The organism is Zoogloea sp. (assembly GCF_044344315.1).
GTDB lineage: Bacteria > Pseudomonadota > Gammaproteobacteria > Burkholderiales > Rhodocyclaceae > Zoogloea.
The window spans coordinates 1-25,881 of record NZ_JBIJDC010000026.1 but is presented as its reverse complement, the minus strand read 5'-3'; the positions used below and the strand labels follow the sequence as shown (position 1 = coordinate 25,881).

Below are 25,881 nucleotides of genomic sequence, written 5' to 3'. Positions count from 1 at the left end.
AATGGACATCAGCCAAACCGAAAGCCTCGTCGTATCCGCCCTCGAAGACATCAAGGGCAAGGACATCGAGGTCATCAACACCACGCGCCTCACGTCCCTGTTCGAGCGCGTCATCATCGCCAGCGCCGACTCCAATCGCCAGACCCGCGCCCTGGCCCGCAATGTGGCCAACAAGGCCCGCGAAGCCGGCCTCACCGTGCTCAGCATCGAAGGCGAAGATGGCGGCGAATGGGTGCTGGTGGACCTGGGTGATATCGTCGTCCACGTGATGCAGCCCGCCGTGCGCGCCTACTACAACCTGGAAGAACTGTGGGCCGGCGGCGCGTCACGCGCAGCCCGCGCCGGCAGCGCCGTGGCCCGCAGCGCCTGACCCCTCTCCCACTGGGGCGGCCCACCCGCCGCCTGCCGCGATGAAACTGCTCCTCGTTGCCGTCGGCACACGCATGCCCGCGTGGGTCGACACCGCGTTCGACGATTTCGCCAAACGCATGCCCCGTGAGCTGCCCCTGCAGCTCGTCGAGGTGAAGGCTGAACCCCGCACCACCGGCAAGACCGTGGAGGCCATGATGGCCGCCGAGGCCGCCCGCATCGAAGCCGCCCTGCCGGCCCGCTGCCGGCGCCTGATCCTCGACGAACGGGGCGAGGACCTCACCACCAAGGCCCTGGCCCGGCGCCTGGAACGCTGGCAGGACGGGGGCGACGACGTGGCGCTGATCATCGGTGGCCCCGACGGGCTTGATCCGGCCCTCAAGTCCACGGCCCACGAGACGATGAGACTCTCTAGCCTCACCTTGCCCCATGCCATGGTGCGGGTGATGCTGGCCGAGGCCCTTTACCGGGCCTGGAGCCTGTCCAGGAACCATCCCTACCACCGGGAGTGACATGAACCATCCGCCGATCTACCTCGCCTCCAACAGCCCGCGCCGACGCGAACTGCTCAAGCAGATCCACATTCCCTTCGAGCCCCTGCTGTTCCGCGGCCCCGGGCGCGACGACCACGACATCAACGAGGACGTACGCCCCGGCGAGGACGCCATCGCCTACGTGCGCCGGGTAGCCCGGGCCAAGGCCGAGGGCGGCATCAACCGGGTGCGCTGGCGCGCCCTGCCCTCCCGGCTGCTGCTGGCCGCCGACACCACCCTGGAACTGGACGGTGAGATCATCGGCAAGCCCGACCACGGCGAGCACGCCATAGCCATCCTGCGGGAGCTCTCAGGGCGCACCCACCAGGTGCTGACGAACGTGGTGATCACCGACGGACAGCGCTTCGAGGAACGCCTGTCCACCAGCCAGGTGCGCTTCCGGCGTCTGAGCGACGACGAGATCCGGCATTACGTGGCCACGGGCGAACCCGCCGACAAGGCCGGCGCCTACGGCATCCAGGGCCGCGCCGCCCTCTTCATCGAGGAGATCCGCGGCAGCTACACCGGAATCATGGGCCTGCCCCTGTTCGAGACCGCGGCCCTGCTGCAGGAATTCGGCTATCCTCTCTGACCTGCCCTGACAGCATCAGGGCAGACCTGGCGGCAGAAGAGAACAACAACACCACGACGCGGAAAAAACCGCGCGACCGATGCCGGACGAGCGGCGATCGGCGATGGCGCAGCACACCCTGCGTCATCGCCCATCTCCGTTTGCCTCCCGCATCATGTCTGAAGAATACCTGATCAATTTCACACCCCAGGAAACCCGCGTCGCGCTGATGCAGCAGGGCGTGGTCCAGGAAGTCCACGTCGAGCGTACCGCCAGCCGGGGCATTGTCGGAAACATCTACCTGGGCAAGGTGGTGCGCGTGCTGCCGGGCATGCAGTCGGCCTTCATGGATGTCGGCCTCGAACGCACGGCCTTCCTGCATGTGGCCGACATCTGGTCCGACCGCCACACCGGCGACGCCCCGCGGCCCATCGAGCGCATTCTCGCCGAAGGCCAGAACCTGATCGTCCAGGTGCTGAAAGATCCCCTGGGCACCAAGGGTGCGCGCCTGTCCACCCAGATTTCCATCGCCGGCCGCATGCTGGTGTACCTGCCCCAGGACAAGCACATCGGCATTTCCCAGCGCATCGGCGACGAAGCCGGGCGCGAAGCCCTGCGCGAGCGGGTCAGCCGCCTGCTGCCGCCCAACGAGCCGGGGGGCTACATCGTCCGAACCATGGCCGAGAACGCCTCGGACGAGGAGCTCGCCGCCGACATCGCCTACCTCAAAAAACTGTGGGCGGAGATCAAGAACCGCGCCGTCGGCGCCCGTCCGCCTTTCGTGCTGTACCAGGATCTCAACCTGGCCCAGCGGGTGATGCGCGACCTGGTCACCGATGCCACCACCCGCATCGTTGCCGACTCCCGCGAGAACTTCCAGAAACTCAGCGCCTTCGCCACCGAATACATGCCCCAGGTGGCCCCGCTGCTCGACCACTACACCGGTGAGCGCCCCCTGTTCGACCTCCACGGCGTCGAGGCGGAGATCGAAAAGGCTCTGGCCCGGCGGGTGGATCTGAAATCCGGTGGCTACCTGATCATCGACCAGACCGAGGCGATGACCACCATCGACGTGAACACCGGCGGCTTCGTCGGTGCACGCAACTTCGACGACACCATCTTCAAGACCAACCTGGAGGCGGCCCAGGCCATTGCCCGCCAGCTCCGGGTGCGCAACCTGGGCGGCATCATCATTGTCGACTTCATCGACATGGAGAGCCCCGAACACCGCAACGCCGTGCTCGAGGAGTTCCGCAAGGCCCTGTCGAAGGACCACACCAAGATGACGGTGAATGGCTTCACCAGCCTGGGTCTGGTGGAGATGACCCGCAAGCGCACCCGGGAATCCCTGGCCCACCTGCTGTGCGAACCCTGCCCCACCTGTGGCGGCCGGGGCGAGGTGAAGACGGCCCGCACGGTGGCCTACGAAATCCTTCGCGAACTCCTGCGCGAAGCCCGCCAGTTCAATGCCCGCGAGTTCCGGGTGCTGGCCGCGCCCAATGTGATCGACCTCTTTCACGAGGAAGAATCCCAGTCCCTGGCCATGCTCTCCGACTTCATTGGCAAGACCATCTCCCTGCATCCCGAGGCCAGCTACGGCCAGGAACAGTTCGACATCGTGCTGCTGTAAGGGCCAGAAAAATGCCTTTGGAATAAACGCACCAATACAGTGCAATCCCAGTATTGGTGCGGCTTTCACGGGTTTTACGCCCCGTGTCAGTGCATCCAAAAATTCAATCGCCAATTGATTGACGCTGTAATGCCCGGGCCCGCAAAATCGCGCCCCTCGCACAGGCAGGATAATCTCAGGATGCACACCTCCAACACCCTCCAGGCCACCCCCGGCCAATCCTCCGGCGCTGTCCGGATCGGTCTCAACCACGGCTACGCCTTCGACGGAGACAGCGTTCAGCTCGACGCCGAACTCCTGGTGACCGACCCGAAAGAAGCCGCCGACCACGAATGGGCACTCCAGTTGTGGGCCTGTGAAGCCCCCTTCAACGGCCAGCCCGTCCGTGCCGCCAAGGTTGCCGAACTGACCGTGGGTTCCCTGGATGCCGGCAGCCCGGCCTGGGTCAGTGCCTTCACCACCGCCTGCCCGCCCGCCGGCCAGGCCGGGCACAACATGGTGCTGGTCCTCGCCGCCGGCCGTGATGGCCAGTTCGACCAGGTGCTGGATTACGCCAACTTCCCCCTCATCGAAACCTTCGTGCAGCCCCGCCTCGTGGGCAGCACCGCTTTCAACGCCGGCGAGGCCACGGTCCGCCTGAGCGTCGATGGCATCGAGAACCCCCGTGGCGCCGACAACCTGAGCGGCACCCTGTCGCTGGAACTGTGGGCCCTCGACGCGCCCTACAGCAATGGCATCCCCAAGGGCGTTCAGCTGGCCGCCAGCGCCATCGGCAGCCTGTCAGGCCAGAACGGCTGGCAAGACCTGGCCCTAGACCTGCCCCTCGCCGCCCGCCCCGCCGGCACCTGGCACATCGCCCTGCTGCTGCGCGAATGGACCGCCTTCGGCTACGTGACCCGCGATTTCACCAACTTCCCCCTGCCCCTGAGCTGGGAAGCCGAAGCCGTGGCCGCGCCGGCCGTCGAGGTGGCAGCCGAACCTGTCGCCGTCGCCAAGACCGTAACTGAAGCCAAGCCGGCCCCCAAAGCCAAGTCTGCAACCAAAGCCGCAGCCCCCAAGGCAGCCGCCCCGGCCAAGGCCTCCGCAGTCCCGGCCACTGTCTCGGTGAACAAGGCCAGCGAAGCCGAACTGGCTGCGGTCAAAGGCCTGCCCAAGGCCGTCGCCAGCGCCATCATTGCCGCCCGCCCCTTCAAGACCCTCGACGAACTGGTCAAGGTCAAGGGCATGGGCGTGAAGATGCTCGACAAGCTCAAGGGCAGCCTGAGCCTCTGATCGTCCGGGTGTTGAACCTGCGCATGTCGCCGGTTCAACACTACGCGGGCCAGTGAATTCGCCCCAACCTGAGCCGGACGCAAACCCAATACTGACACGGGTTTGGGCGCCCGGCCGGGTCACCCGATGGATGTAGCGGGTGGGTGTAGGGGCGACTTCGGTCGCCCGCGGGCTTCAATCAGGGGCATGCCGTTGATCGGGGCGCGGATGGGCGACTGAAGTCGCCCCTACAGTCGCCCCTACGGGAGCGGCAGCTCCGATCGTCAGACGACGCGTCAGACTGAGGAGCTCAGCTTGAATTCGACCCAACACAAGGGCCGTCTCACGAACGCACCCTAGGCGCCGGCCCCATCCTCCCGCGCGCCGCTCCCCCACAAGGCTTCTCCGCCCGCCTCCAGCCAGCACAACCACGCCCGCAGGTCGAACTCCAGCTGGTGGTAGTCCGGCTCCATCCGGCAGCACAGCTGGTAGAAGGCCTTGTCATGCTGACGCTCCTTCAGGTGCGCCAGCTCATGCACCACGATCATGCGCAGGAATTCCGGTGGTGCCTCGCGAAACAGCGTGGCGACCCGGATCTCGCGCTTGGTCTTGAGCTTGCCCCCCTGCACCCGCGACACGGTGGTGTGGGTGCCCAGAGCGTTGTGGAGGGTCTGCAGCTTGCCGTCGAAGGCCACCTTGCTGAGGGGCTCGGCATTGCGCAGGTGGCGCGCCTTCAGCTCCGTCACATAAGCGTACAGGGCGCCGTCATTGCGCACCGGGTGGGTCTGGGGATACTTGCCGAGCAGCAGGGGGCCCAGCCGGCCATCGGCAAGCAGCTGGCGAACCGGGTGCACCAAATGCTCCGGGTAGCCATGGAGGTACTTCAATGGGGCCGCAGGTGGCATGAGGCTGATCCAGGGAGGGTGGCCGGGATTCTAGCTTCAGTCCGAGGGAAATTTGATCTCCCGCAAGACAGACGCCCCCCTTAGGCGTAGTTTACTGACCAATTGGTCAGTAAACTACCGAGGTGGATGCGATGAGATCTCCCCATTCCGCCCTCTCCCCAGACGGCCGCACATGCGTGTCCGGCGCGCGCAGGCTGGCACTTCTGCTCTTACCCCTGCTCCTCGCCACGGCCTTTCCTGCACCTGCCGCCGAAACCCTGGCGGACGCCTGGCGGGCGGCGCTTGCCGTGGATGGGCGCCTGCGGGCCGCCGATGCCGACTCCGATGCGGCCCGCGCCAGCCTGGAAGCCGCCCGGGGCCTGGCCCTGCCCAAGGCGACCGCCAGCTCCAGCTACACCGTCCTGAGCAAGGAGCCCGCCGCCCGCATCGGCCTGCCGACAGTGCCGGGCATTGCCCTGCCCAATCAGATGCCGCTGTCGGAGCGCACCTACGCCACCTACGCCCTGCAGGCGACCCTGCCGGTATATACCGGCGGACGCATCACCGCGGCCATCAATGCCGCCGACATCGGTGTGCAGGCCAGCGCCTTCGAGCGCAGCCGCAGCGAGCAGGCGGTGAAGCTGGACGTGGCCGAGGCCTGGCTGAGCGTGCTGCGCAGCCGCCGCGCCCTGGCCGCCGCCGAGCGCCACCTGGCGGCCCTGGACGCCCATGCCCTCGACGTGGACGACCTCCACAAGCAGGGCCTGGTACCCCGCAACGACGTACTGTCGGTGGCCGTTGCCCGGGCCGATGCCCGCCAGCAGCTGACCCGCGCCCGCCACGGGGTGGATCTCGCTGCGGCGGCCTACAACCGTCTCCTGCGTCGCCCCCTGGACTCGCCGGTGGACGCCGCCGAGCCGCCCCCGGTGGACACCCATCGTGACGCGCTCGCCGCCCTCGCAGCCCGGGCCCGCAGCCTGCGCCCCGAGCTGGCCCTGCTGGGCGCCCGGGCCGAGGCTACCGACCAGGAGGCCGAAGTGGAACGCGCCGCCCGCCGCCCGCAGGTGGGCCTCAGCGCCGCCCTGCTCCACGAGGACAACCGCTACCGGGTCAATCAGGACATGGCCCAGGTGAGCATCGGCGTACAGTGGGATCTGTTCGACGGCGGCATCCAGCGCCAGCGTGCCGACGCCGCATCAGCCCGGGCCCGCGCCGCCCGGGAGCGTCAGACCGACACCGCCAGCCTGATCGAACTGGAAGTGCACCGTGAATGGCTGGCCGTGGATGAGGCCACCGAACGCCTTGCCACCACCTCCACGGCCATCGCCCAGGCCGACGAAAACCTGCGCGTGGCCCGCGACCGCTATCGCAACGGGGTGGGCACCCACACCGAAGTCCTGGATGCCGAAGCCCTGCGCACCCTCACCGACGGCAACCACCTCAACGCCCACTACGACTTGCACCTCGCCCGCTACCGTCTGAAGAAGGCGGTGGGTGAGCTGTAAGGGAGTCACGCCATGCCACTCGACAGGAAGACCCTCAGCATTGCCCTCGCCGCCGTGGCCGTTCTGGCTGTCGGCGCCTGGGCCTGGCAGCACTTCACCGGCACCACGGCGCTGCCCGAAGGCCTGATCCAGGCCAACGGGCGCATCGAGGGCGACCACACTACCGTGGCCAGCAAGCTCCCCGGGCGCATCGCCGAGATGAAGGTGCGGGAAGGCGACAGCGTGCAGGCCGGCCAGCTCCTCGCCCGCCTCGAGGACACCCAGCTCGCCGCCCGCAAGCAGCAGGCCGATGCCGCCGTGGCCACCGCGCAGGCCCAGCTGGATGCCGCCCGCGCCCAGCTCGCCATCGCCCGCCGCGAGGTGCCCCTGGCGGAGGCCAGTGCCGGCGCCCTGCTGGCCAAGGCCCGCGCCGCCGAAGCCCAGGCCGCGAAGGACGCCCGCCGCTTCGACGAACTCGCCGCCCGGGGCACCGTGGAAACCCGCCGCGCCGAGCAGATGCGCCTGGCCCACACGGCCGCCGCCGCCGACCTGCGTCAGGCGGAGCAGTCGGTCAGCTCGGCCCACCTGGGCAATGACAAGGTGAAGGCCCGCGAGAACGACATCGCCGCCCTTGCGGCCGGTTTGCGCCAGGCCCAGGCTGCGGCAAGCGAAGTCGCCGGCCTGATCGACGACCTTAACCTGCGCGCCCCCACCGGCGGCGTGGTGCTGAACCGCCTGCGGGAGAACGGCGAGATGGTGGCCGCCGGCACGCCGGTGTTCGACCTGGTGGATCTCGACAAGCTCTACCTCAAGGTCTACGTCCCCGAAAAGCAGATCGGCCAGTTGCGTCTGGGGCTTCCCGCCCAGGTGTACACCGACGCCTTCCCGGGCCAGGCCTTCGCCGCACGCACCCGCTACATCGCCTCACGCGCCGAGTTCACCCCCAAGGAAGTGCAGACACCGGACGAGCGGGTCAAGCTGACCTACGCGGTGAAGCTCTACTTCGACAGCAACCCCGAGCACCGGCTGAGCCCCGGCGTGCCGGCCGATGCGGTGATCCGCTGGAAGGACGAGGTGCCCTGGCAGGCGCCCCGCTGGTAAGCCCATGGACACCCCGGCCATCCGCGTCGAAGGCTTCACCAAGCGCTACGGCAAGCGCGTGGCGGCCGACGGGCTGAGCCTGACCGTGCAGGCCGGCGAGATCTACGGGCTGGTGGGCGCCGACGGTGCCGGCAAGTCCAGCCTGATGAAGGCCGTGGCCGGCGTGCTGGCCTTTGACGCAGGCACGGTGGAGGTTTTCGGCACCCGGGTGGACTCCGAACGGAGCGCCGAACAGGTCAAGCGCCGCATCGGCTTCCTGCCCCAGGGGCTGGGCCTCAACCTCTACCCCGACCTGTCCATCGAGGAGAACGTGGACTTCTTCGGCCGCCTGCGCGGCGTACCCGCGGCCGAACTCCTCGAACGCAAGCGCCAGTTGCTGGAGATGACCCGCCTGGACAGCTTCCGCGCCCGGCCCATGCGCCAGCTGTCGGGGGGCATGAAGCAGAAGCTGGGGCTGGTGTGCACGCTCATCCACGAGCCCGATCTGGTGATCCTCGATGAGCCCACCACCGGCGTTGACCCCGTCTCCCGGCGCGACTTCTGGGCCATTCTCGGCAAGCTGCTGGAGGAAAAGGGCGTCACGGCCCTGGTGTCCACCGCCTACCTGGACGAGGCGGACCGCTTCCACCGGGTGTCCCTGTTCCACGAGGGCAAGGTGATGGGCGAGGGCAGCCCCGCCGAGCTGGTGGCCACGGTGCCCGGCACCCTGGCCCTGTTCCGCGCCGAACCCCAGGCCGACGCCCTGCCGCGACTCAAGGCGGCGTTTCCCCAGACCGAGGCCTTGGGCGCCTGGCTGCGGGTGTTTGCCGAGGGCCTGGACGCCCCCCAGGCCCGGGAGGCGGTGGACAAGGCACTCGCCGGCATCCCGCCGACGGACTGGTTCGCCCGCGAGCCGGAGCTGGAAGACGTGTTCGTGGCCATGCTGCGCCAGCGCGGGGCGAAGCTGGAATCGGCCTTTCCGGCCGACAGCCGCGTGCCCGCCGCCAGCACCGATCTGGCCATCGAGGCCCGCGGGCTGACCCGCCTCTTCGACGACTTCCGGGCCGCCGACGCGGTCAGCTTCAGCGTGCCCCAGGGCGAGATCTTCGGCCTGCTGGGGGCCAACGGCGCCGGCAAGACCACGGTGATCAAGATGCTCACCGGCATCCTCAAGCCCTCCTCGGGCGAGGGCCGGGTGGCCGGCGCCGACATGCGCAGTGCCGGGCTGGCGATCAAGGAGCGCATCGGCTACATGAGCCAGGCCTTCTCCCTGTACCACGACCTCTCGGTGATCGAGAACATCCGCCTCTACGCCGGCATCTATGGCCTCGACCGCCGTCAGGCCCAGCGCCGCAGCGACTGGGTGATCGGCATGGCCGGGCTGGCCGGCTTCGAGAACGACGCCGCCGGGCGCCTGCCCATGGGCCTGCGCCAACGCCTCGCCCTGGGCTGCGCGCTGGTGCATGAACCGCGGGTGCTGTTCCTCGATGAACCCACCTCCGGCGTCGACCCCATCGGCCGGCGCATGTTCTGGGACATCCTCTTCCACCTGTCACGGCGGGAGGGCGTGGCCATCCTGGTGACCACCCACTACATGAGCGAGGCCGAACACTGTGACCACCTGGCCCTGATGTACGCCGGCCGGGTGGTGGCTGACGCCTCGCCCGAAGCGATGAAGGCCGAGGTCAGCGCCGAGTCGGGCCAGTTGCTGGAGTTGCGCGTGGATCGCCCGGTACCGGCCCAGGCAGCCCTGCGCGCCGCCGGCTTTGCCAGCGCCACCCTGCATGGGCGGGCGGTCCACCTGTTGTCCCGGGATGCCGCAGGCGATCTGGCACGCCTGCCGGGCAAGCTGGCCGAGGCCGGCATCACCGTGCAATCGGCGACGCTGCGCCCCCTGTCCATGGAGGATGTGTTCGTGCAACGCATCACCGCCCTGGAAGCGGCCGACCGGAAGGCATCATGAAACTTCAGCGCATCATCGCCCTGGCCTGGAAGGAATGGCGCGAGATCGTCCGGGACCGGCTGTTCTTCTCCCTGGCCTTCATCGTGCCCACCATGCTGATGCTGCTGTTCGGCTTCGGCCTGACCCTGGACGTGGAGAACCTGCCCTTCGCCGTGGTGGACCACGACCGCAGCGCCGCCAGCCGCGACTACACCTATCGCTTCATCTCGTCCCGCTACTTCGATTTCAAGGGTCAGGCCAGCGACGAACGCCAGCTCGACACCCTGCTGGCCGACAACCGCATCCGCCTGGCCCTGGTGATACCGCCACGCTTTGGCGAGCGCCTGGCCCGGGGCGAGGCCGCACCGGTGCAGGTGCTCATCGACGGCACCTTCCCCATGCGCGCCCAGACCACCCAGGGCTACGTGGCCGCCATCAACAGCGCGGTGAGCCTGGACAACATGGCCCGGGCCCTGTCGGCCGGGCGGGGCGTCCCCCTGGTCGAGGCCCAGGCCCGCGTCCAGCCGGTAAAGCTGGAGGTGCGCTACCTCTACAACCAGAGCGTGAAGAGCATCTGGTCCCTGGCCCCCAAGCTGATCATGCTCATCATGATGCTGTCGCCCCCCTTCCTCACCGCCCTGGGCGTGGTGCGGGAGAAGGAGTCCGGCTCCATCTTCAACATCTACTCGTCCACCGTATCGCCGGGCGAATTCCTGATCGGCAAGCTCGCACCCTATGTGGCGATCTCCTTCACCAACGGGTTGATCCTGTGGGCCCTGGCGGTGGGGCTGTACGGCACGCCCTTCAAGGGCGACCCGGCCTTCTTCGCCCTGGCCCTGCTGCTCTACGTGGTGTGCACCACCGGCCTGGGGCTGGTGATCTCCATGCTGGTGCAGACCCAGGTGGCGGCGATGATCGTGGCCAGCATCGTCAGCATCATCCCGGCGGTGCTGTACTCGGGAATGCTCCTGCCCCTGTCGTCCCTGGCACCCGGCGCCTCGGCCATCGCCCATGCCCTGCCCCCCATGTATTTCACCAACATCGTGGTCGGGAGCTTCCTGAAGGGTGTCGGCTGGCAGGCCCTGTGGGCCGACATGCTGGTGCTCGCGGCCTATGCCAGCAGCCTGTTCGGGCTGGGCTACCTGCTGTTCAGCAAGAGGCCGTCATCATGAACGCCTTCTTCTCCGGCGCCGGCCTGCGTCGCCTGCGCGTGATGACCCACAAGGAGCTGCTCCAACTCTTTCGCGATGTGGCCCTGATGGTGTTCTTCCTCTATGCCTTCACCGGCGACATCTACATCGCCGCCTCCGGGGTCAGCATGCAGCTCAAGAATGCTGCCATCGCCACCCTCGACGGTGACCACAGCCTGGCCTCCCGTGAGCTGGCCAGCCGCTTCCAGCCGCCTTACTTCCAGGCCGCGGGCAGCGCCGGCACTCCGCAACAGGCCATCCGCCACCTGGATGACGGCGACGTGATGGCCGTGCTCGACATTCCGCCGCGCTTTGGCGAGCGTCTGGCCCGGGGCGAACAGGTGGCCGTGCAACTGCAGGTGGACACCTCCAACTCGGTGCTCGGCTTCCTGGCCTCCAGCTACGGCGCCCAGATCGTCGGCCGCTACGGCCTGGAGGTGGCCGCCCTGCGTGAAGGCCTGGGCAGCGGCGGGATCAGCGGCCCGGTCATCCAGGCCGATACCCGTATCTGGTACAACCCCAACCAGAACGACGCCTGGTTCATGGGCATCTCCGAGTTGCTGACGGTGATCACCCTGTTCGCCATCCTGCTGCCTGCCGCGGCAATGGTGCGCGAAAAGGAGCGGGGTACCATCGAGCAACTGATGGTCACCCCGCTGACCGCCTTCCAGATCCTCTTCCCCAAAGTCATCGCCATGACCCTGGTGATCCTGGCGGGCACCGCCATCGCCCTGTTCGGTGTGCTTGGCCCGGGCTTCGACCTGCCCATGCGCGGCAGCCTGGTGCTGTTCTTCCTGATCACCGCCCTCTACGTATTCACCACGGCCGGGCTGGGCCTGCTGGCCGCCACCGTCGCCCGCAACCTGGCCCAGGTGGGCATGCTGACGGTGGTGATCCTGATGCCGATGCTGCTGCTCTCGGGGGCGTGGACACCCATCGAGGCCATGCCAGAGTGGATGCGCATCCTGGCCTGGATCTCTCCGCTCCATTACTTCCTCGACGCGGCCTACGGCATCCTGCTCAAGGGCACCGGCATGGACCTGCTGTGGGACTCGGTGCTGGCCATGGGGTTGCTGGGCGTGGTGGTGTTCGGGGCCGGCATGCGCCGCTTCGGCAGGCAGTTCGGCTGATCTCAGCGCCCCAGCAGGGCGGCCAGGGGCGTCAGGATATCCTCACCCACCGCCTCGAAGCGGGTGAAGCGCAGGTCGTCCAGCACCCGCAGGCCGGCCGGGTCTTCATGCATGGCGCACAGGATGCGCTGGATGGCTTCACGCTTGTCGGCCCAGTCGGGGGATACCATGAAGCAATGGAAGGCCAGCCCGTCGTGGCTTTCCCCCACCACCTCCAGCTGGCCGCGGGTGCTCGCGTTGAGGCTGTTCCAGGTCTCATTGAAAACGATCCCCAGATCGGCGCTCCCGTCCATCACCGCCTTGGCGGCGTTGAGGTGATTGCCGACGAAATGGAAGTCCGCCTGGCGCACGTCGATGTCCAGCCCGTCGAGCACCTTCAGCCCCAGGTCGTGGATGATCAGCTTGTCGGTGGCGCTGGCGACGCCCAGGGCCGGCCCCCGCACCGCCCCTGGGCGTGCCACTACGACGGCCTCATCCACAATGCCGGCGGGCCGGGCCACCGGCACAAAGCCCCGCTCCCGGGCGAAGCACAGGACGCTGTAGGGGTTGGCATAGACCACGTGATGGGGCTGGTCGAGCACCGCCTGGCGCTCTTCGAGAAAGCTGTCGCGGGGGTCGAAGTGGATGCCGATACCGAGCTTGCGCTGCAGGTAGGTGTTGAGGGTGAACCAGCCGAGCAGATTCTTGGCCGTGTCATGGGGACAGACGCTGAGCTTGAACGGGCTGACCATGGATCAGACCGCCCGGGAGATCGCGAAAAGGGAGGACATGACGGGTACCGGATGGTGGCGGAAAGTTGATCTGCGGCCCTGTCGGGCAACGTGCCAATCGCATGATTCTACATGCCTGTTATGTCAGCTCCAGCACGACACGCAGCACATTCCGCCACCGCCCGAGGGGTCACACCAAGAAAGAAGAGTGGTCGAAAAACATACAGATTCTTCAAAAAAGGCGCTATTCAACATAAGTTCGCGTATTTGCCAATTTCAAACCAAGATCGGGCAGTCCAGATTTCTTCAACAGCCCGCAATCCGGATAACATGATGGCATCTACCGGAAAGTCATCTGCCATGCCCCATTCGCCCGCCCTTGTCCGGCTTCGGCCTTTCCTCCTCCTGGCCGTCCTGGTAGCCGTCGTGCTGTACTACAGCTACCCCTCGGCCCTCCGCCTGCATAGGGCGGGGTACTTCCTGCTGGCCCGGCCCTTGTATCTGATCTCCGCCGTGGCAGGCAATCACAAGGCACAGCACAACCTGGCCACCATGTATATCGAAGGTGAGGGCGGTCCTCCCAACCCGGCCACCGCCGCCTACTGGTACGACAAGGCCGCCAAGCAGGGCAGCAGCATGTCCGCAGAAGCGCTGGGGGCGCTCTATCTGGAGGGGGATGGCTTGGACACAGACCCGGTAAAGGCGGTAGCCCTGTTCGAGCAGGCCGCCAACCAGGGCGAGCCAAACTCCATCGTGCTGCTCGGCGAGCTCTACGCCGAAGGCCTGGACGGACTGCCGAGGAATGGCAAGCAAGCCCGCTACTGGTTTCAGCAGGGCGCGGATCGTGATCTTCCCGCAGCCCAGTACGGCCTCGCCACCCTGCATGCTTCCGGCGAGCTCATCCCCCGGGATCTGAAACAGGCGGAGTTCTGGTATCTCAAGGCCGCCCGGCGGGGCCATGCCAAGGCTCAGCTGGAACTGGGCCTGCTCTATCTCAATCAGCCGGGAAGCAGCGCCGGGCTCAAGGGCGCACAGGTGTGGCTCACCGAGGCCAGCCGGCAGGAAGAAACTGCAGCCGCGGCACGTAACCACCTCGCCCGCCTGTGCCGGGCCAACCCGGCGCTCAACTGCCAGCTCAGCTCGGCCGGCCCCAGCCTCGGGGCCCTCCTTCCCCCCGCGGCACGGCGGCGCCTATAGCCAGTCCACCAGGGCGACGCCCACCCCCAGGGTGGTCTGGCGGTGGTTGTAGTCGATCAGGGTTTCACCGAATCCACTGAAAACCTGGACGAAGCCCTTCAGGTTGCGGTGGATGGGGAAGCTCCAGTCCACCTGGGCCGAGCCCCGGCCCCCGCTCTGCCACAGGGGCCCGCGCAGGGTCAGGCCGAGGCCGTGATCGCCCAGCTTCCACATGGCCTGCACGTCGCCGTAACCCAGATAGCGGCCGATGTCCGGGTTGTCATCCTTGCCGTCCTTCTCGGGAAAGCGATACCAGGGGCGCAAGACCAGCGCAAAGTCGCCGCGCTCGATGCCCACCTGGGCGGTGAGGCGGTTCCAGCTGCGCGACAGGGGCTCGGCCCGGCCGTTGGACTGGTGGTTGAAGCCCACCGACAACAGCTTGACCTTGAAACCCGCCCCGGCATCCAGGTTGGTGCGGAACACCGCCATCAACTCGGGCTCGTAATTGGTCTCACGAAAGGGCGACGAATTGCTCTTGTTGTACACCTGCCAGCTGGATTGCTGGGTGTAGCCCATCCACAGGTCGCCATGCCGGCCAAACAGCCCTTCCCACAGCTTGGTCTTGAAGCTGATCTGGTACTTGGCCTCCACCGGCGACACATCCAGGGGCTCGGTGACCGAACGATCCGGGCCCGGAGAGCTGGGCAACCGATTGGCCGAATTGGTGATCCGGCCCAGCAGGATGTAGGTCGGTCGATAGGGCTTGATCAGGAAGGTGCCGCGCTTATCCTCGGCGTCCAGCTCCCAGCGCGCCGAGAAGGGGGTGTTGTCGGGAGGCGGCGGGGCTGGCGCCTCCTGGTGAGGGCGCCCGACAGCGTCGTCGTAACAGGCCAGGCGCTCGGTGTTGTCGGCGATGGCCGCGCAGGTGGAGGGGGTGCCAGCCGCCAGGGCAGGCACAGCCCCCAGAGCCGCCAGCAAGGCCAGGGATGAGTGGGAAAGACGATGGTTCATGAATGCTCACTCTCTTTTGGGGTTCAGCTTGCCCGTCGGGCCGCCATGAATTCAACCAGGATACGCCCTGTATGGGAGCGGGCCACCTGCACCACGGCTTCCGGCGGGCCTTCGGCCACGATCTCGCCGCCCCCGTCCCCCCCTTCCGGCCCCAGATCGATGATCCAGTCGGCCTCGGCCATCAGGTCCAGGTCGTGCTCGATCACCAGCACCGTGTGGCCTGCGTCAGCCAGGCGGTGGAGCACGTGGATCAGCTTCTCCACGTCGGCCATGTGCAGGCCCACGGTGGGCTCGTCGAGCACGTACAGGGTGTGCTTCTCCGGCGGTAGCGGGCGGCCCGGCCCGGTGGCGGATTCACCGGCCCGGCCGCGCACCTTGGCCAGCTCGGAGACCAGCTTGATGCGCTGGGCCTCGCCCCCCGACAGGGTCGGGCTGGGCTGGCCGAGGGTCAGGTAGCCCAGGCCCACGTCCTGCAGCAGGCGCAGGGGGTGGGCGATGGACGGATGGGCGGCAAAGAAGTCCACCGCATCCTCCACCGCCATGTTCAGCACCTCGGCCACGCTCTTGCCCTTCCATTGCACGGTCAGCGTCTCCGGGTTGAAGCGGGCCCCGCCGCAGGCCTCGCAGGGCATTTTCACGTCGGGCAGGAAGTTCATCTCGATGGTGATCTGGCCCTGCCCCTCGCACACCGGGCAGCGCCCGGCGCCGGTGTTGAAGGAGAAGCGGGAGGCCGTCCAGCCGCGCATCTTGGCCTCGGTGGTCTCGGCGAACATCTTGCGGATGGCGTCCCAAAAGCCGATGTAGGTGGCCGGGCAGGAACGCGGCGTCTTGCCGATGGGGGTCTGGTCCACCTCCAGCAGGCGGCCGATCTGCTCGCGTCCGTCCAGGGCCGCGCAGCCCACCGGGGCAGCGGCGGCCAGGCTGGCATGCAGCACATCGCGGGCGAAGGTGGACTTGCCCGAGCCGGACACGCCGGTGACCACCGTCAGGCGCGCCAGGGGCACCCGCGCCGACACCCCCTTGAGGTTGTGCAGGGTGGCATTGCGGACCACCAGGGCCGGGTGATCGTCAGCCACCGCCCGGCGCGGCGCCAGAGGGTGGATCAGCGGGTGCTTGAAGCAGCGCCCGGTGGCCGAGTCCGGCGCGGCCATCAGGTCGGCAAGGCGGCCCTGGGCGATGATCTGCCCGCCACGCACACCGGCCCCGGGGCCGATATCGATGACGTGGTCGGCGCGACGGATGGTGTCCTCGTCGTGCTCCACCACCAGCAGGGTGTTACCGCGCGCCTTGAGGGCCTCCAGAGTGTCCAGCAGCAGCTGGTTGTCCCGCGGGTGCAGGCCGATGGTGGGCTCGTCGAGGATGTAGCACACACCGGTGAGGTTGGAGCCCAGCTGGGCCGCGAGGCGGATGCGCTGGGCCTCGCCGCCGGAAAGCGTGGGCGCGGCCCGGTCGAGGGCCAGGTAGCCCAGGCCCACCTTCTGCAGGAAGTCGAGCCGGCCGCGGATCTCGGCCACCAGGTCGCGCCCGATCTCGGCCTCCCGATGGGCCAGCTGCAGGCCCTCGAAAAAGCCGGACACCTTGCCCACCGCCAGGGAGGCCAGCTCATGCAGGCCCAGGTCACGGAAGCGCACGGCCCGCGCCACCGGATTGAGTCGCGCACCGTCGCAGCTGGGGCAGACCTCATCGGTCTCATGCTCCAGCTCGCCCAGGTCCAGCGCGTCCGGATCCTCCACCTTGGCGGCGATCTTGATGCCGGTGCCGTAGCAGTCGGGGCACCAGCCATGCTTGGCGTTGTAGGAGAAGAGTCGCGGGTCTGGCTCGGGGAAGCTGGTGCCGCAGTCCGGGCAGGCGCGCAGCGTGGACAGGGTGGTGAGCGCCCCGCCGGGCTCATCCAGGGGCAGCAGCTTGAGCACGCCCTTGCCGTGTTCCAGCGCCGCAGTCACGTGCTCGCGCAGCAGCGCCTCGGTGCCGGCCTCCACCTTCACCATGCCCACCGGCAGCTCGATGTTGTGCTCCTTGTAGCGGTCAAGGCGTGGCCACTTCTTCGTCGGCAGATAGTCGCCATCGACACGCAGCTGCTCGAAACCCTTGCCCCGCGCCCACTTGGCCAGGTCGGTGTACAGGCCCTTGCGGTTGATGATCAGCGGCGCCAGCAGCTCGATGGAGCGGCCCTTGAAGTCGCGCATGATGTGGGCAACGATGGACTCGAAGCTCTGGGGCGTCACCGGCACGTCGCAGCAGGGGCAGTACTGGGTGCCCAGCTTGGTGTACAGCAGGCGCAGGAAGGGCTGGATCTCGGTGAGGGTGCCCACCGTGCTCTTGCGTCCGCCGCGGCTGACCCGCTGCTCGATAGCCACCGTGGGGGGAATGCCGAAGATCGCGTCCACCTCGGGCCGGGCCGAGGGCTGGGCGAACTGGCGGGCGTAGGCGTTGAGGGACTCCAGATAGCGCCGCTGGCCTTCGCCGAATACGATGTCGAAGGCCAGGGTGGACTTGCCCGAGCCCGACAGACCGGTGATGACGGTGAACTGGTCGCGGGGGATGTCCAGGCTGATGTTCTTGAGATTGTGATGGCGGGCGTGACGGATGGTGATGGCATTATCGGCCACCGGCCGGTAGCGCACCGGCGGCTCCGCCACCACCGGGGCGGCCTGCATGTTGGCAAGCTGGGCGGCGTAGTCGGCCAGGGCCTTGCCGGTGTGGGAGGCCGGGGTGGCGATCAGCGTGGCCGGCGTACCCTCGGCGACAATCCGCCCGCCACCGCTGCCCCCCTCGGGGCCCAGATCCACCAGCCAGTCGGCGGCGGCGATCACGTCCAGGTTGTGCTCAATGACCACCAGGGAGTGGCCGGCATCCAGCAACTTCTCGAAGGCCGACAGCAGGCGCGCCACGTCCTCGAAGTGCAGGCCGGTGGTGGGCTCGTCGAACAGGAAGAGCAGGCCGGGCTCATCACCGGAGGCAGCTTTCTTCGCCTTCCTGGCGGCCAGCTGGGCGGCCTCGGCCAGGTAGCCCGCCAGCTTGAGGCGCTGGGCCTCGCCACCGGAGAGCGTCGGCACCGGCTGGCCGAGGCGCAGGTATTCCAGCCCCACGTCAGCCAGGGGCGCCAGGGCCGCCACGACGGCCTTCTGGTCGGCGAAGAAGGCCAGGGCCTCGGAGACGGTCATCTCCAGCACGTCGGCCACGCCCTTACCGCGCCACGACAGGGCCAGGATCTCCGGCCGGTAGCGCTTGCCGTCGCAGTCTGGGCAGCGCAGGTACACGTCAGAGAGGAACTGCATCTCCACGTGCTCGAAGCCCGAGCCGGTACAGGTGGGGCAGCGCCCGGTGCCGGAGTTGAAACTGAAGGTGCCCGGCGTGTAGCCCCGCTCCTTGGACTCTTCCAGGTTGGCGTAGAGCTTGCGGATGGCGTCCCAGGCGCCCACGTAGCTCACCGGGTTGGAGCGGGCGCTCTTGCCGATGGGCGACTGGTCCACCATCACCACGCCCTTGATGGCGTCCACGCCGGCAAAGCCATCGAAGGCGCCCGGCACGTCGGCGGGCTGGCCGAAATGCTTGGCCAGGGCCGGATAGAGCACGTCCTGGATCAGGGTGGACTTGCCCGAGCCAGAGACGCCGGTGATGCCCACCAGGCGCTGCAGCGGGATGGCCAGATCGACGCCCTGCAGGTTGTGCTGGCGGGCGCCCTTGAGGGTCAGACGTGGCGCATCGGTGGCCACGGGGCGGAACCTGCGGCGGGCATCGACGCGCTTGCGGCCGGCCAGATAGGCGCCGGTCAGCGAGCCCGGATCATTGGCGATGCTCACCGGCGGGCCGTAGGCGACGATCTCGCCGCCCCGCTCGCCGGGGCCGGGGCCGATGTCGAGCAGACGGTCGGCGGCCAGCATCAGTTGGGGGTCGTGCTCCACCACCACCAGGGAGTTGCCGGCATCACGCAGGCGCTCCATGACGCCCAGGATGCGGTTGATGTCCCGCGGGTGCAGGCCGATGGAGGGCTCGTCCAGCACGAACAGGGTGTTCACCAGCGAAGTGCCCAGGGCCGTGGTCAGGTTGATGCGCTGCACCTCGCCACCGGACAGGGTGCGGGACTGGCGGTCCAGGGTGAGGTAGCTCAGGCCCACGTCCTGAAGGTATTTGAGGCGGCCCTTGATCTCGCCGAGCAGCAGCTCGGTAGCTTCATCGAGCGGCGCTGGCAGCACCAGACCGGCCACAAAAGGAACAATCTCGTCCACCGGTCGGGCCATCAGCTCATGGATCGCCCAGTCGCCCCCCGCCGCGGGCAGGCGCCACAGCAGGGCGTCGGGCTTGAGGCGGGCGCCGTGGCAGGCGGGGCATTCGGTGTAGCTGCGGTAGCGCGACAGCAGCACCCGGATGTGCATCTTGTAGGCCTTGCTCTCCAGCCAGTCGAAGAAGTGGCGGATACCGTACCAGTAGCGCGGCCACGAGCTGTCCCAGCTCTTCCACTTGGGGTCGCCCTCGAACAGCCATTCCCGATGCTCGGCGGGCAGGTCACGGACGGGGATGTCCATGGCCACGCCGTACTTCTTCGCCATCTTGGTCAGGTCGTCCTGGCACTCCTTGAAGCTGGGGCTCTGCCAGGGCTTCACCGCCCCCTCCGCCAGCGTCTTGGACTCGTCCGGCACCACCAGGGAGAAATCCACCCCGATGACCCGGCCAAAGCCCTTGCAGGTCTCGCAGGCACCGATGGGCGAGTTGAAGGAGAACAGACTGGGCAGCGGGTCGGAGTAGGCGATGTCGCAGTCGGCGCAATGCAGGCCGCTGCTGAACTTCCAGCGCGTCTCGCCCGCATCGGCCAGGGCATGTACCGACAGGCGGCCGTGGCCGGCAGAGAGGCCGATCTCCAGCGCCTCCATCACCCGGGCATGCTCGGCGTTGCCGAGGCGAAAACGGTCCTGCACCACATGCAGCACGTCGCCGTCCCGGGCGTGGATGCGGGTGTAGCCCTGCTGGGCGAGGAGACCGGTGATCTCCTCGTCGCTGAAGTTACCTGGCACCGTGACCGGGAAGCTCACCACCAGGCGCGGGTCACCCGCCGCGGCGACGCGGGCGGACAGGTCTTCGAAGATCGTCGCCGGGGTGTCGCGGCTCACCGGCTTGCCACAGCAGCGGCAGTGGAGCTTGGCGGCCCGGGCGTAGAGCAGCTTGAAGTGGTCGGCCAGCTCGGTCATCGTCCCGACCGTGGAGCGCGAGGTGCGCACCGGATTGGTCTGGTCGATGGCGATGGCCGGGGGCACACCCTCGATGCGATCCACCTGGGGTTTGTCCATGCGGTCGAGAAACTGCCGGGCGTAAGGAGAGAAGGTCTCCACGTAGCGGCGCTGGCCCTCGGCATACAGGGTGTCGAAGACCAGGGAGCTCTTGCCCGAACCGGACACCCCGGTCACCACCACCAGCTCGTTGTGGGGGATGTCGAGGGACAGGTTCTTCAGGTTGTTCTGGCGGGCGCCGCGGATGCGGATGGCGCTGGGCCCGGTGGACGGCGGGGCGGAGTCGGAGGGCATGGCGGGCGGGTCGGAGAAGTTGCAGGGCGGAATTGTAGGGCCTGTTGGCAGACCCGCCCCACCGCCTTCGGTTCCCCTGCCCGCCGCAGGCTCAGCGCTGCTTCAGGGATTGATCAGCCGGTCGGTGGCGGCCTCGTCCACCAGGGAGGTGTCGCGGAACACACGGGTGACCGGCAGCATCGCCTGCTGGGCCAAGGCCCGGGCGGTGACGGCCAGCACGGCCGGGCTATCGCCGTCGGCAATCAGCACGAGCTGCTGGGCAGGGCCGATGAGGGCCACGAAACCCCGCATCACGCTGCCGTCGGGCAGGCCCAGGGCAACCCGGGAGCCCACATCCACGTCCGCCCATTCGGCAGGCAGGGTCAGCTCACCGGCAAAGTGCTGCTTGTGCTTGAGCACCCGCAGGTGAGGCGTATCCGCCAGCGGCGCCAGACTCGGCCCCATCAGCGGACGACACGCCGGGGCCGGCTGCGGCTGGCCGGCGATAAGAGCCGTCAGCAGCGCCTTGCACGGCGCCAGCCCCTCGCGGACGTGCGACTCACCCAGCCCGATGTAGCGCAGGCCCTCCTCAAGCCCGGCCAGCAGGGCCGGCAACTGGGTCATCAGCTGTTGTCGGGTGGCTGCGTCCGGATTCGGGCGGGTGCATTCCAGCAGGCGCTTGGCCACCTGCAGGCGGGCAGCCCACTTGTGACCACCAGGGCCGTAGCGGTAGGCCACCTTGGCCAGGACATGCACCCAGTAGCCCTCGATGAACTCACGGGCCACCGCATCAACGGGTTCGGCCGTCATGCCCTGCACCGTCTGGCTGGCCTGGAGCAAGGCTACTTCGCGGCGCTCCAGGCGATGCGCGGCATCAATGCAGGCCGCGGCACGCTCCAGGGCGGCACGTTGGCGTGACTCGAGCAGCGACTCGACGCTGCCGAGGACACTCAGCAGATCCTTGTCCGTGATCCGTAGTGCCTTGCCCAAGGACTGAGCAAGGCGCAGCAGGGCCTGGCAGACAGGCAGCTCGAGTGAAGAATCGGGCGCCATGCTGCGCCCCAGGTCGGCAATCAAGTCGAGCATGCGCAGGGCCGGGTGACGGGGCTCTGCCAGCAGGGTTTCACTGCGCAGGGCGAGGCGCAGCAGGGGAACCCGAAATTGCCCGATCACGGTACGAATGGGTATCGGCAGATCCGGAGCCCGGGCAGCATGGTTGCAGGCCGACTCGATGATCTCGACCGCCACGGCCTGGTTCGGCGTAAGCAAGGCGCCAAGTTCGCTCGCACCCAGGGATACAGGCACCCCCTCCCCGAACTTCTGGCGCTCACCCAGCCAGGCTTCGACCCGCTCGATGAGTACAGATGCCAGTCCTGCATCCACGCCGCCCGCCCCACCCACCGTTGCCTCGCGGCGAGCCAGCACGGACAGACGCAGGGAAGCCAACGGGTCAATGGGCAGGCTGCTGCGTGCCGCCGGGCCATCTATCCAGGCCTCCGGATCGACGACTCGGGGCACCGCGACCGGTGACGAGGCAAGCGCGGCAAGTTGATGCTCCAGCCTTCGGTAAAAGCTGCACAGGTGGTTGCACAGGGACGATTCCAATTGCCCGATCAGGTCCAGCGCCTCATCGGGGTTGAGCTTTTCCCTGTCTCTCAGGGCGCGCAAAGCCCGGCAGACCACCTCGGGGCCGAGAGGCAGTTCACTGCCCAGGGTCAGGCCTATGGCCTCGAATACCTCCTTGAGACGCAGGTGCACGGCAGCCAGCTCACGGCCGCAGAAGCTGCGGAGGCGCTGCTCCAGGTTCATCAGCTCGACGGCATAGTCCATATCCTGATCATGCACGAGGCTGATCCTCGAGGCCGTGAGCCCCTGAACCTGCTCACCCCACCGACGGTTCTGTTGCCCCATCGCATCATCGAAACACTCGCCAGCCACCACGCCCAGCACCTCGGGCCAGTCCGGGTGATGGATCGCCTCGTCGGCGGCCTCGCGGAGCGTCTGCAGGAAGCCTTCGCGACAACAGGCGAGCCGGGCTTCGGTATGGCCCGGCGAAGGAAAATGAGAGGGGTGAGCGCGCTGCATGAAGGGCTGACAAAGGGAATGTCAAACAATGTTATCGAGAAGCGCTCCCCCTCGCCAATTCTCCACTGCCTCAGTGTGACGTAGTCCATAGCCTCTTCAGCAGTCGGTGCGCAGTAATCCACGCAAACACCGCCGCCAGCATCCACTTGGCACTGGAACACAGTGCCGAAACCGGAATCACAATACTGGCGAAGCCCATCTGGCCAGACAACAGCCGCAGTTGCAGCAGGTTCTCGCCCAGATCAAACAGGCCGGCCACGGGCAGGATCGCCGCCACGCGCAGTTCCAGAGCACGCTCACCGGGTCCGAAGAGGCCGGCACCGCGCGCCAGCAGATAGCCAAAGATCGAGAAGATGGCAATGTGCAGGAAGTCGTGGGCAAAATGGTCACGATAGGCTTGCCGCCCTGCGTCCCCCCACAGCGCAAGGATTTCCCAATATCGATCGGGTGAGAAAGTTAACTGAAGTTCGATGAGATTCGGCCGTAAGAAGTGGAGAAGGCTGATAAGGTAGGTTTGAGAAACAACGAAAGCCACTGCGGCAACAATGACAATCAGTTTGGATGAATGCTTCACGGGATCACTCCAGGGGTACTCAGCGTGGTACGAAACAGTGAGCAAATTCGGCCGGCCGCTCATTGAACGGAAGCACCCGGGGGGACACATGACAAAACAGTGATGATTTTGTCAGATGCTCGAATACACCAGATTTATTATTGATTATCGCCATGAACACAGCACTTGCTCCTCGCTCCCTCACCCATGCAGAACTGGAAAGCGCCCTTGCGGCCGTTCGCATCCCCGCCTACCCCGCAGTAGTGGCCGAGGTCATGCGCGAAGCCCAGAAGGACGACCCACAGGTCAAGGTCCTGTCGCGGATCATCGCCTCCGACGTGGGCATGTCGGCCATGGCGGTCAAGCTGGCCAATTCCCCCCTGCTCGGTGGCGCCAGCCCGGTCAAGAGCGTTCAGCAGGCCGTCACGCGTCTCGGCACCAGCAACATCCTGAACGTAGTGATCGCAGTGGCCCTGCGCAACTCCACCGAAGGCCTGCCCGAAGACCTGATGGCCCGCTTCTGGGCTCGGACGTCGACCCTGGCCCTGGCCACCGGCGTCCTTGCACGCAAGCACGTGGGGATTTCACCGGAACTGGCCTATACCTACGCCCTGTTCCACGACGCCGCCATCCCGGTGATGATGCTGAACTTCCCGCGCTACACCGACCATTGCGGCCATCTCCTCGACGACCCGGAAGCCCTGAGCGTCCTCGAGCGGGAGCACTTCAAGTGCGACCACGCCGTCGTCGGCTGGCTGCTCGCCCGCAACTGGGGCTTGCCCGACAGCATCGCGGCCGCCATCCGCTACCACCATGACCCGGACGCCTACATCATTCCCGAGCGGGAGCTGCCATCCAGCGCCCTGGCACTGATCGCGGTCACCGTCATCGCCGAGCATGTGATCGCCGACTGCACAGGCAGTGCGGCGGAAGTGGGCAACCGCGCCTTCGAGAACGCCAAGCTCTTCCTTGGCACTTCGGACGCGGACATCGACGAGTTTCACGAGTTGGTGGCAGCCGTCATGGTCTGATCCGGCAGCACGCCTCATCAAACGCACAAAGCCCGCTGCAAGGCGGGCTTTATGCATTCCGGCCACCGAAAGCAAAACCTACTCGGCAGCGGCCTTTTTCCGGGTCGCCGGCTTCTTGGCAGCGGCCGGGGCCTTGGGTTCCTTCTTCTCGAACTCGAAACCTACCTTGCCGTCATCTCCCCGCACCAGGAAGGCCGAGAACTTGCGCTTGGTACGGCTGGAGACAAAGCCACGCAGCAGTTCCGTGCGCCCCGTGTCGAGGAGCTTGTGCATCTGCTCCCGCTCGATGGGCTGCTGCAGGATGATCTTGCCGGAGCGGAAATCGCAGGACTTCTCGGGGCCCACCGACTTCTCGCAGACGTAGGAGAGCCCGTGCTCGTACACCTGGCTACTGCACTTGGGGCACTGGCCGAGGGAATCTTGACCCGAGAAATCCACGGCCTCGGCGGCCTCGTCCTCCTTGGGCTGACCGAAGTCGAACTCGGGCTGCTTGTCGTCGTTGAGGCGGATCTCGGCGTTGAAGAGCCGCCCCATCTTGTTGCGGAAACCCAGCAGCGGCCCCACCCGTCCGGTGGACAGCAGGGCTTCAATCTCGGCGAGCTCGAACTGCCGGCCAGCGACGATCTTCCAGGCTTGCCAGTCACAGGCCTGGCAGGCGAACTTCTTGTAGTTCTCCTTCACCAGACCACCGCACTTGGGGCAAGGCGTCTGCAGCGTGGCGAAATCGCCGGGAACGGTGTCGGACTCATAGCGCTTGGCCCGCTCGACGATGTCGCGGGTCATGGCCTGGATGTGCTCCATGAAGTCGGCGCGGCTGAGAGCGCCCCGCTCCATCTGGGCCAGCTTGTGTTCCCACTCACCGGTGAGTTCCGGCGAGGTCAGCTCATTGGTGCCGAGACCGCGCAGCAGGGTGATCAGGGAGAAGGCCTTGGCGGTGGGGATCAGCTCCTTGCCGTCCCGCAGCATGTAGCTTTCGCCGATCAGGTTCTCGATGATCTGGGCCCGGGTGGCCGGGGTACCAAGGCCACGGCCGGCCATGGCCGCACGCAGCTCCTCGTCGTCCACCATCTTGCCGGCCCCTTCCATGGCCGACAGCAGGGTGGCTTCGTTGAAGCGTGCCGGCGGCTTGGTGACCAGGGCCTTGAGCAGGATTTCGTCGGTACTGACCTTCTCGCCGGGCTCAACCACCACCAGCTGGGGGGCACCGCCCTCTTCCTCGCTCACCGCGGCGGCCTTGCCATACACGGCCAGCCAGCCCGGATTGACGAGGATCTTGCCTTCGGTCTTGAAGGCTTCGCCATCGACCCGGGTGATGCGGGTGGTGATGCGGTACTCGGCCGCCGGGTAGAACACCGACAGAAAGCGCCGGGTCACCAGATCGTAGATCTTGGCCTCGGCCTCGGACAGACTCTTGGGTACCGTGCCGGTGGGGATGATGGCAAAGTGGTCAGAGATCTTGGCGTTGTTGAAGATACGCTTGTTGGGCCTGGCCCAGCCCTGCTTGACGATCTGGTTGGCAAAGGGCGCGTATTCATCCGGCAGCCCGCCGAGGATGCCAGGCACCTGGCCGACGTAATCTTCGGGCAGGGCGCGAGCATCGGTACGCGGGTAGGTCAGCACCTTGTGATTTTCGTACAGCGCCTGGGCCAATTGCAGGGTGGTGCGGGCCGAGAAGCCGAAGCGGCCGTTGGCCTCCCGCTGCAGGGAGGTCAGATCGAATAGCAGGGGAGACAGCTGGGTGGAGGGCTTGGAC

The 25,881-nt window shown here is 67.2% G+C and carries 19 protein-coding genes; 12 read left to right on the top strand and 7 right to left on the bottom strand.

Features of this window, described 5'->3' with window-relative positions:
- Position 1: 1 nt before the first annotated feature.
- The 5 genes from rsfS (at position 2) to ACIQ09_RS07965 (ending at position 4,375) form a co-directional block, all read left to right on the top strand.
- Positions 2-370, top strand: coding sequence for a ribosome silencing factor (gene rsfS, locus ACIQ09_RS07985; RefSeq protein WP_398307974.1), 369 nt, complete (start codon positions 2-4; stop codon positions 368-370).
- A 40-nt stretch (positions 371-410) separates the two neighbouring features.
- Positions 411-881: a 23S rRNA (pseudouridine(1915)-N(3))-methyltransferase RlmH gene (gene rlmH, locus ACIQ09_RS07980; protein ID WP_398307972.1), complete on the top strand. Its 471-nt coding sequence runs from the start codon at positions 411-413 to the stop codon at positions 879-881.
- Position 882: 1 nt separating this feature from the next.
- Positions 883-1,494 (top strand): Maf family protein, encoded by a 612-nt coding sequence (locus tag ACIQ09_RS07975; protein WP_398307970.1) that lies wholly within the window; start codon positions 883-885, stop codon positions 1,492-1,494.
- Between the two features lie 154 nt (positions 1,495-1,648).
- Positions 1,649-3,103, top strand: a complete 1,455-nt coding sequence (rng, locus tag ACIQ09_RS07970) for a ribonuclease G (protein ID WP_398308020.1) — start codon at positions 1,649-1,651, stop codon at positions 3,101-3,103.
- A gap of 180 nt (positions 3,104-3,283) precedes the next feature.
- Positions 3,284-4,375 (top strand): ComEA family DNA-binding protein, encoded by a 1,092-nt coding sequence (locus ACIQ09_RS07965; protein WP_398307968.1) that lies wholly within the window; start codon positions 3,284-3,286, stop codon positions 4,373-4,375.
- A 335-nt stretch (positions 4,376-4,710) separates the two neighbouring features.
- On the opposite strand, the gene ACIQ09_RS07960 is transcribed toward ACIQ09_RS07965, so the two are convergent.
- Positions 4,711-5,259 (bottom strand): M48 family metallopeptidase, encoded by a 549-nt coding sequence (locus ACIQ09_RS07960; RefSeq protein WP_398307966.1) that lies wholly within the window; start codon positions 5,257-5,259, stop codon positions 4,711-4,713.
- Between the two features lie 131 nt (positions 5,260-5,390).
- Between ACIQ09_RS07960 and ACIQ09_RS07955 the strand changes: the two genes are divergently transcribed.
- The 5 genes from ACIQ09_RS07955 to ACIQ09_RS07935 are packed head-to-tail and all read left to right on the top strand — an operon-like array spanning position 5,391 to position 12,064.
- Positions 5,391-6,743, top strand: coding sequence for a TolC family protein (locus tag ACIQ09_RS07955; RefSeq protein ID WP_398307964.1), 1,353 nt, complete (start codon positions 5,391-5,393; stop codon positions 6,741-6,743).
- A gap of 12 nt (positions 6,744-6,755) precedes the next feature.
- Positions 6,756-7,823: an HlyD family secretion protein gene (locus ACIQ09_RS07950; protein WP_398307962.1), complete on the top strand. Its 1,068-nt coding sequence runs from the start codon at positions 6,756-6,758 to the stop codon at positions 7,821-7,823.
- Between the two features lie 4 nt (positions 7,824-7,827).
- Positions 7,828-9,765, top strand: a complete 1,938-nt coding sequence (locus ACIQ09_RS07945; RefSeq protein WP_398307960.1) for an ATP-binding cassette domain-containing protein — start codon at positions 7,828-7,830, stop codon at positions 9,763-9,765.
- Positions 9,762-10,916, top strand: coding sequence for an ABC transporter permease (locus tag ACIQ09_RS07940; protein WP_398307958.1), 1,155 nt, complete (start codon positions 9,762-9,764; stop codon positions 10,914-10,916). Before ACIQ09_RS07945 ends, ACIQ09_RS07940 begins: the two co-directional genes overlap by 4 nt.
- Positions 10,913-12,064, top strand: a complete 1,152-nt coding sequence (locus ACIQ09_RS07935; RefSeq protein ID WP_398307956.1) for an ABC transporter permease — start codon at positions 10,913-10,915, stop codon at positions 12,062-12,064. Before ACIQ09_RS07940 ends, ACIQ09_RS07935 begins: the two co-directional genes overlap by 4 nt.
- Before the next feature lie 2 nt (positions 12,065-12,066).
- Here ACIQ09_RS07935 and ACIQ09_RS07930 read toward each other — a convergent pair whose 3' ends face one another.
- The gene (locus ACIQ09_RS07930) at positions 12,067-12,795 is read right to left on the bottom strand and encodes a PhnD/SsuA/transferrin family substrate-binding protein (RefSeq protein ID WP_398307954.1); all 729 of its coding nucleotides are present in this window, start codon (positions 12,793-12,795) and stop codon (positions 12,067-12,069) included.
- A gap of 339 nt (positions 12,796-13,134) precedes the next feature.
- Between ACIQ09_RS07930 and ACIQ09_RS07925 the strand changes: the two genes are divergently transcribed.
- Positions 13,135-13,971, top strand: a complete 837-nt coding sequence (locus ACIQ09_RS07925; RefSeq protein WP_398307952.1) for a tetratricopeptide repeat protein — start codon at positions 13,135-13,137, stop codon at positions 13,969-13,971.
- Here the strand turns inward: ACIQ09_RS07925 and ACIQ09_RS07920 are convergent.
- From ACIQ09_RS07920 to ACIQ09_RS07905, 4 genes are all read right to left on the bottom strand, one after another.
- On the bottom strand, positions 13,966-14,961 hold the full coding sequence (locus ACIQ09_RS07920) for a phospholipase A (protein WP_398307950.1): 996 nt from the start codon (positions 14,959-14,961) through the stop codon (positions 13,966-13,968). The genes ACIQ09_RS07925 and ACIQ09_RS07920 overlap by 6 nt on opposite strands.
- Before the next feature lie 23 nt (positions 14,962-14,984).
- A complete protein-coding gene (uvrA, locus tag ACIQ09_RS07915) occupies positions 14,985-20,480 on the bottom strand; it encodes an excinuclease ABC subunit UvrA (RefSeq protein WP_398307948.1) in 5,496 nt (1,831 codons plus the stop codon).
- 102 nt (positions 20,481-20,582) lie between these two features.
- Positions 20,583-22,544, bottom strand: a complete 1,962-nt coding sequence (locus ACIQ09_RS07910; RefSeq protein ID WP_398307946.1) for a DUF1631 family protein — start codon at positions 22,542-22,544, stop codon at positions 20,583-20,585.
- Positions 22,545-22,614: 70 nt separating this feature from the next.
- Positions 22,615-23,118 carry a hypothetical protein gene (locus tag ACIQ09_RS07905; RefSeq protein ID WP_398307944.1) on the bottom strand — a complete coding sequence of 168 codons (504 nt, stop codon included), beginning with the start codon at positions 23,116-23,118 and terminating at the stop codon, positions 22,615-22,617.
- Between the two features lie 152 nt (positions 23,119-23,270).
- Here ACIQ09_RS07905 and ACIQ09_RS07900 point away from each other — a divergent pair, with 152 nt between their 5' ends.
- Entirely contained in the window at positions 23,271-24,128 is an 858-nt protein-coding gene (locus tag ACIQ09_RS07900) for an HDOD domain-containing protein (RefSeq protein ID WP_398307943.1), read from the top strand.
- 78 nt (positions 24,129-24,206) lie between these two features.
- Here the strand turns inward: ACIQ09_RS07900 and ACIQ09_RS07895 are convergent.
- On the bottom strand, positions 24,207-25,881 hold a 1,675-nt coding region (locus ACIQ09_RS07895; RefSeq protein ID WP_398307941.1), incomplete at its 5' end, for a DNA topoisomerase.

Excerpts from the sequence above, each read along its gene's own strand:
- ACIQ09_RS07940 (WP_398307958.1), top strand. The coding sequence starts at position 9,762 with ATGAAACTTCAGCGCATCATCGCCCTGGCCTGGAAGGAATGGCGCGAG.
- ACIQ09_RS07945 (WP_398307960.1), top strand. The coding sequence starts at position 7,828 with ATGGACACCCCGGCCATCCGCGTCGAAGGCTTCACCAAGCGCTACGGC.
- rsfS (WP_398307974.1), top strand. The coding sequence starts at position 2 with ATGGACATCAGCCAAACCGAAAGCCTCGTCGTATCCGCCCTCGAAGAC.
- ACIQ09_RS07900 (WP_398307943.1), top strand. The coding sequence starts at position 23,271 with ATGAACACAGCACTTGCTCCTCGCTCCCTCACCCATGCAGAACTGGAA.
- uvrA (WP_398307948.1), bottom strand. The coding sequence starts at position 20,480 with ATGCCCTCCGACTCCGCCCCGCCGTCCACCGGGCCCAGCGCCATCCGC.
- ACIQ09_RS07955 (WP_398307964.1), top strand. The coding sequence starts at position 5,391 with ATGAGATCTCCCCATTCCGCCCTCTCCCCAGACGGCCGCACATGCGTG.
- ACIQ09_RS07960 (WP_398307966.1), bottom strand. The coding sequence starts at position 5,259 with ATGCCACCTGCGGCCCCATTGAAGTACCTCCATGGCTACCCGGAGCAT.
- ACIQ09_RS07965 (WP_398307968.1), top strand. The coding sequence starts at position 3,284 with ATGCACACCTCCAACACCCTCCAGGCCACCCCCGGCCAATCCTCCGGC.
- ACIQ09_RS07975 (WP_398307970.1), top strand. The coding sequence starts at position 883 with ATGAACCATCCGCCGATCTACCTCGCCTCCAACAGCCCGCGCCGACGC.
- rlmH (WP_398307972.1), top strand. The coding sequence starts at position 411 with ATGAAACTGCTCCTCGTTGCCGTCGGCACACGCATGCCCGCGTGGGTC.
- ACIQ09_RS07950 (WP_398307962.1), top strand. The coding sequence starts at position 6,756 with ATGCCACTCGACAGGAAGACCCTCAGCATTGCCCTCGCCGCCGTGGCC.
- rng (WP_398308020.1), top strand. The coding sequence starts at position 1,649 with ATGTCTGAAGAATACCTGATCAATTTCACACCCCAGGAAACCCGCGTC.
- ACIQ09_RS07920 (WP_398307950.1), bottom strand. The coding sequence starts at position 14,961 with ATGAACCATCGTCTTTCCCACTCATCCCTGGCCTTGCTGGCGGCTCTG.
- ACIQ09_RS07930 (WP_398307954.1), bottom strand. The coding sequence starts at position 12,795 with ATGGTCAGCCCGTTCAAGCTCAGCGTCTGTCCCCATGACACGGCCAAG.
- ACIQ09_RS07935 (WP_398307956.1), top strand. The coding sequence starts at position 10,913 with ATGAACGCCTTCTTCTCCGGCGCCGGCCTGCGTCGCCTGCGCGTGATG.
- ACIQ09_RS07910 (WP_398307946.1), bottom strand. The coding sequence starts at position 22,544 with ATGCAGCGCGCTCACCCCTCTCATTTTCCTTCGCCGGGCCATACCGAA.
- ACIQ09_RS07925 (WP_398307952.1), top strand. The coding sequence starts at position 13,135 with ATGCCCCATTCGCCCGCCCTTGTCCGGCTTCGGCCTTTCCTCCTCCTG.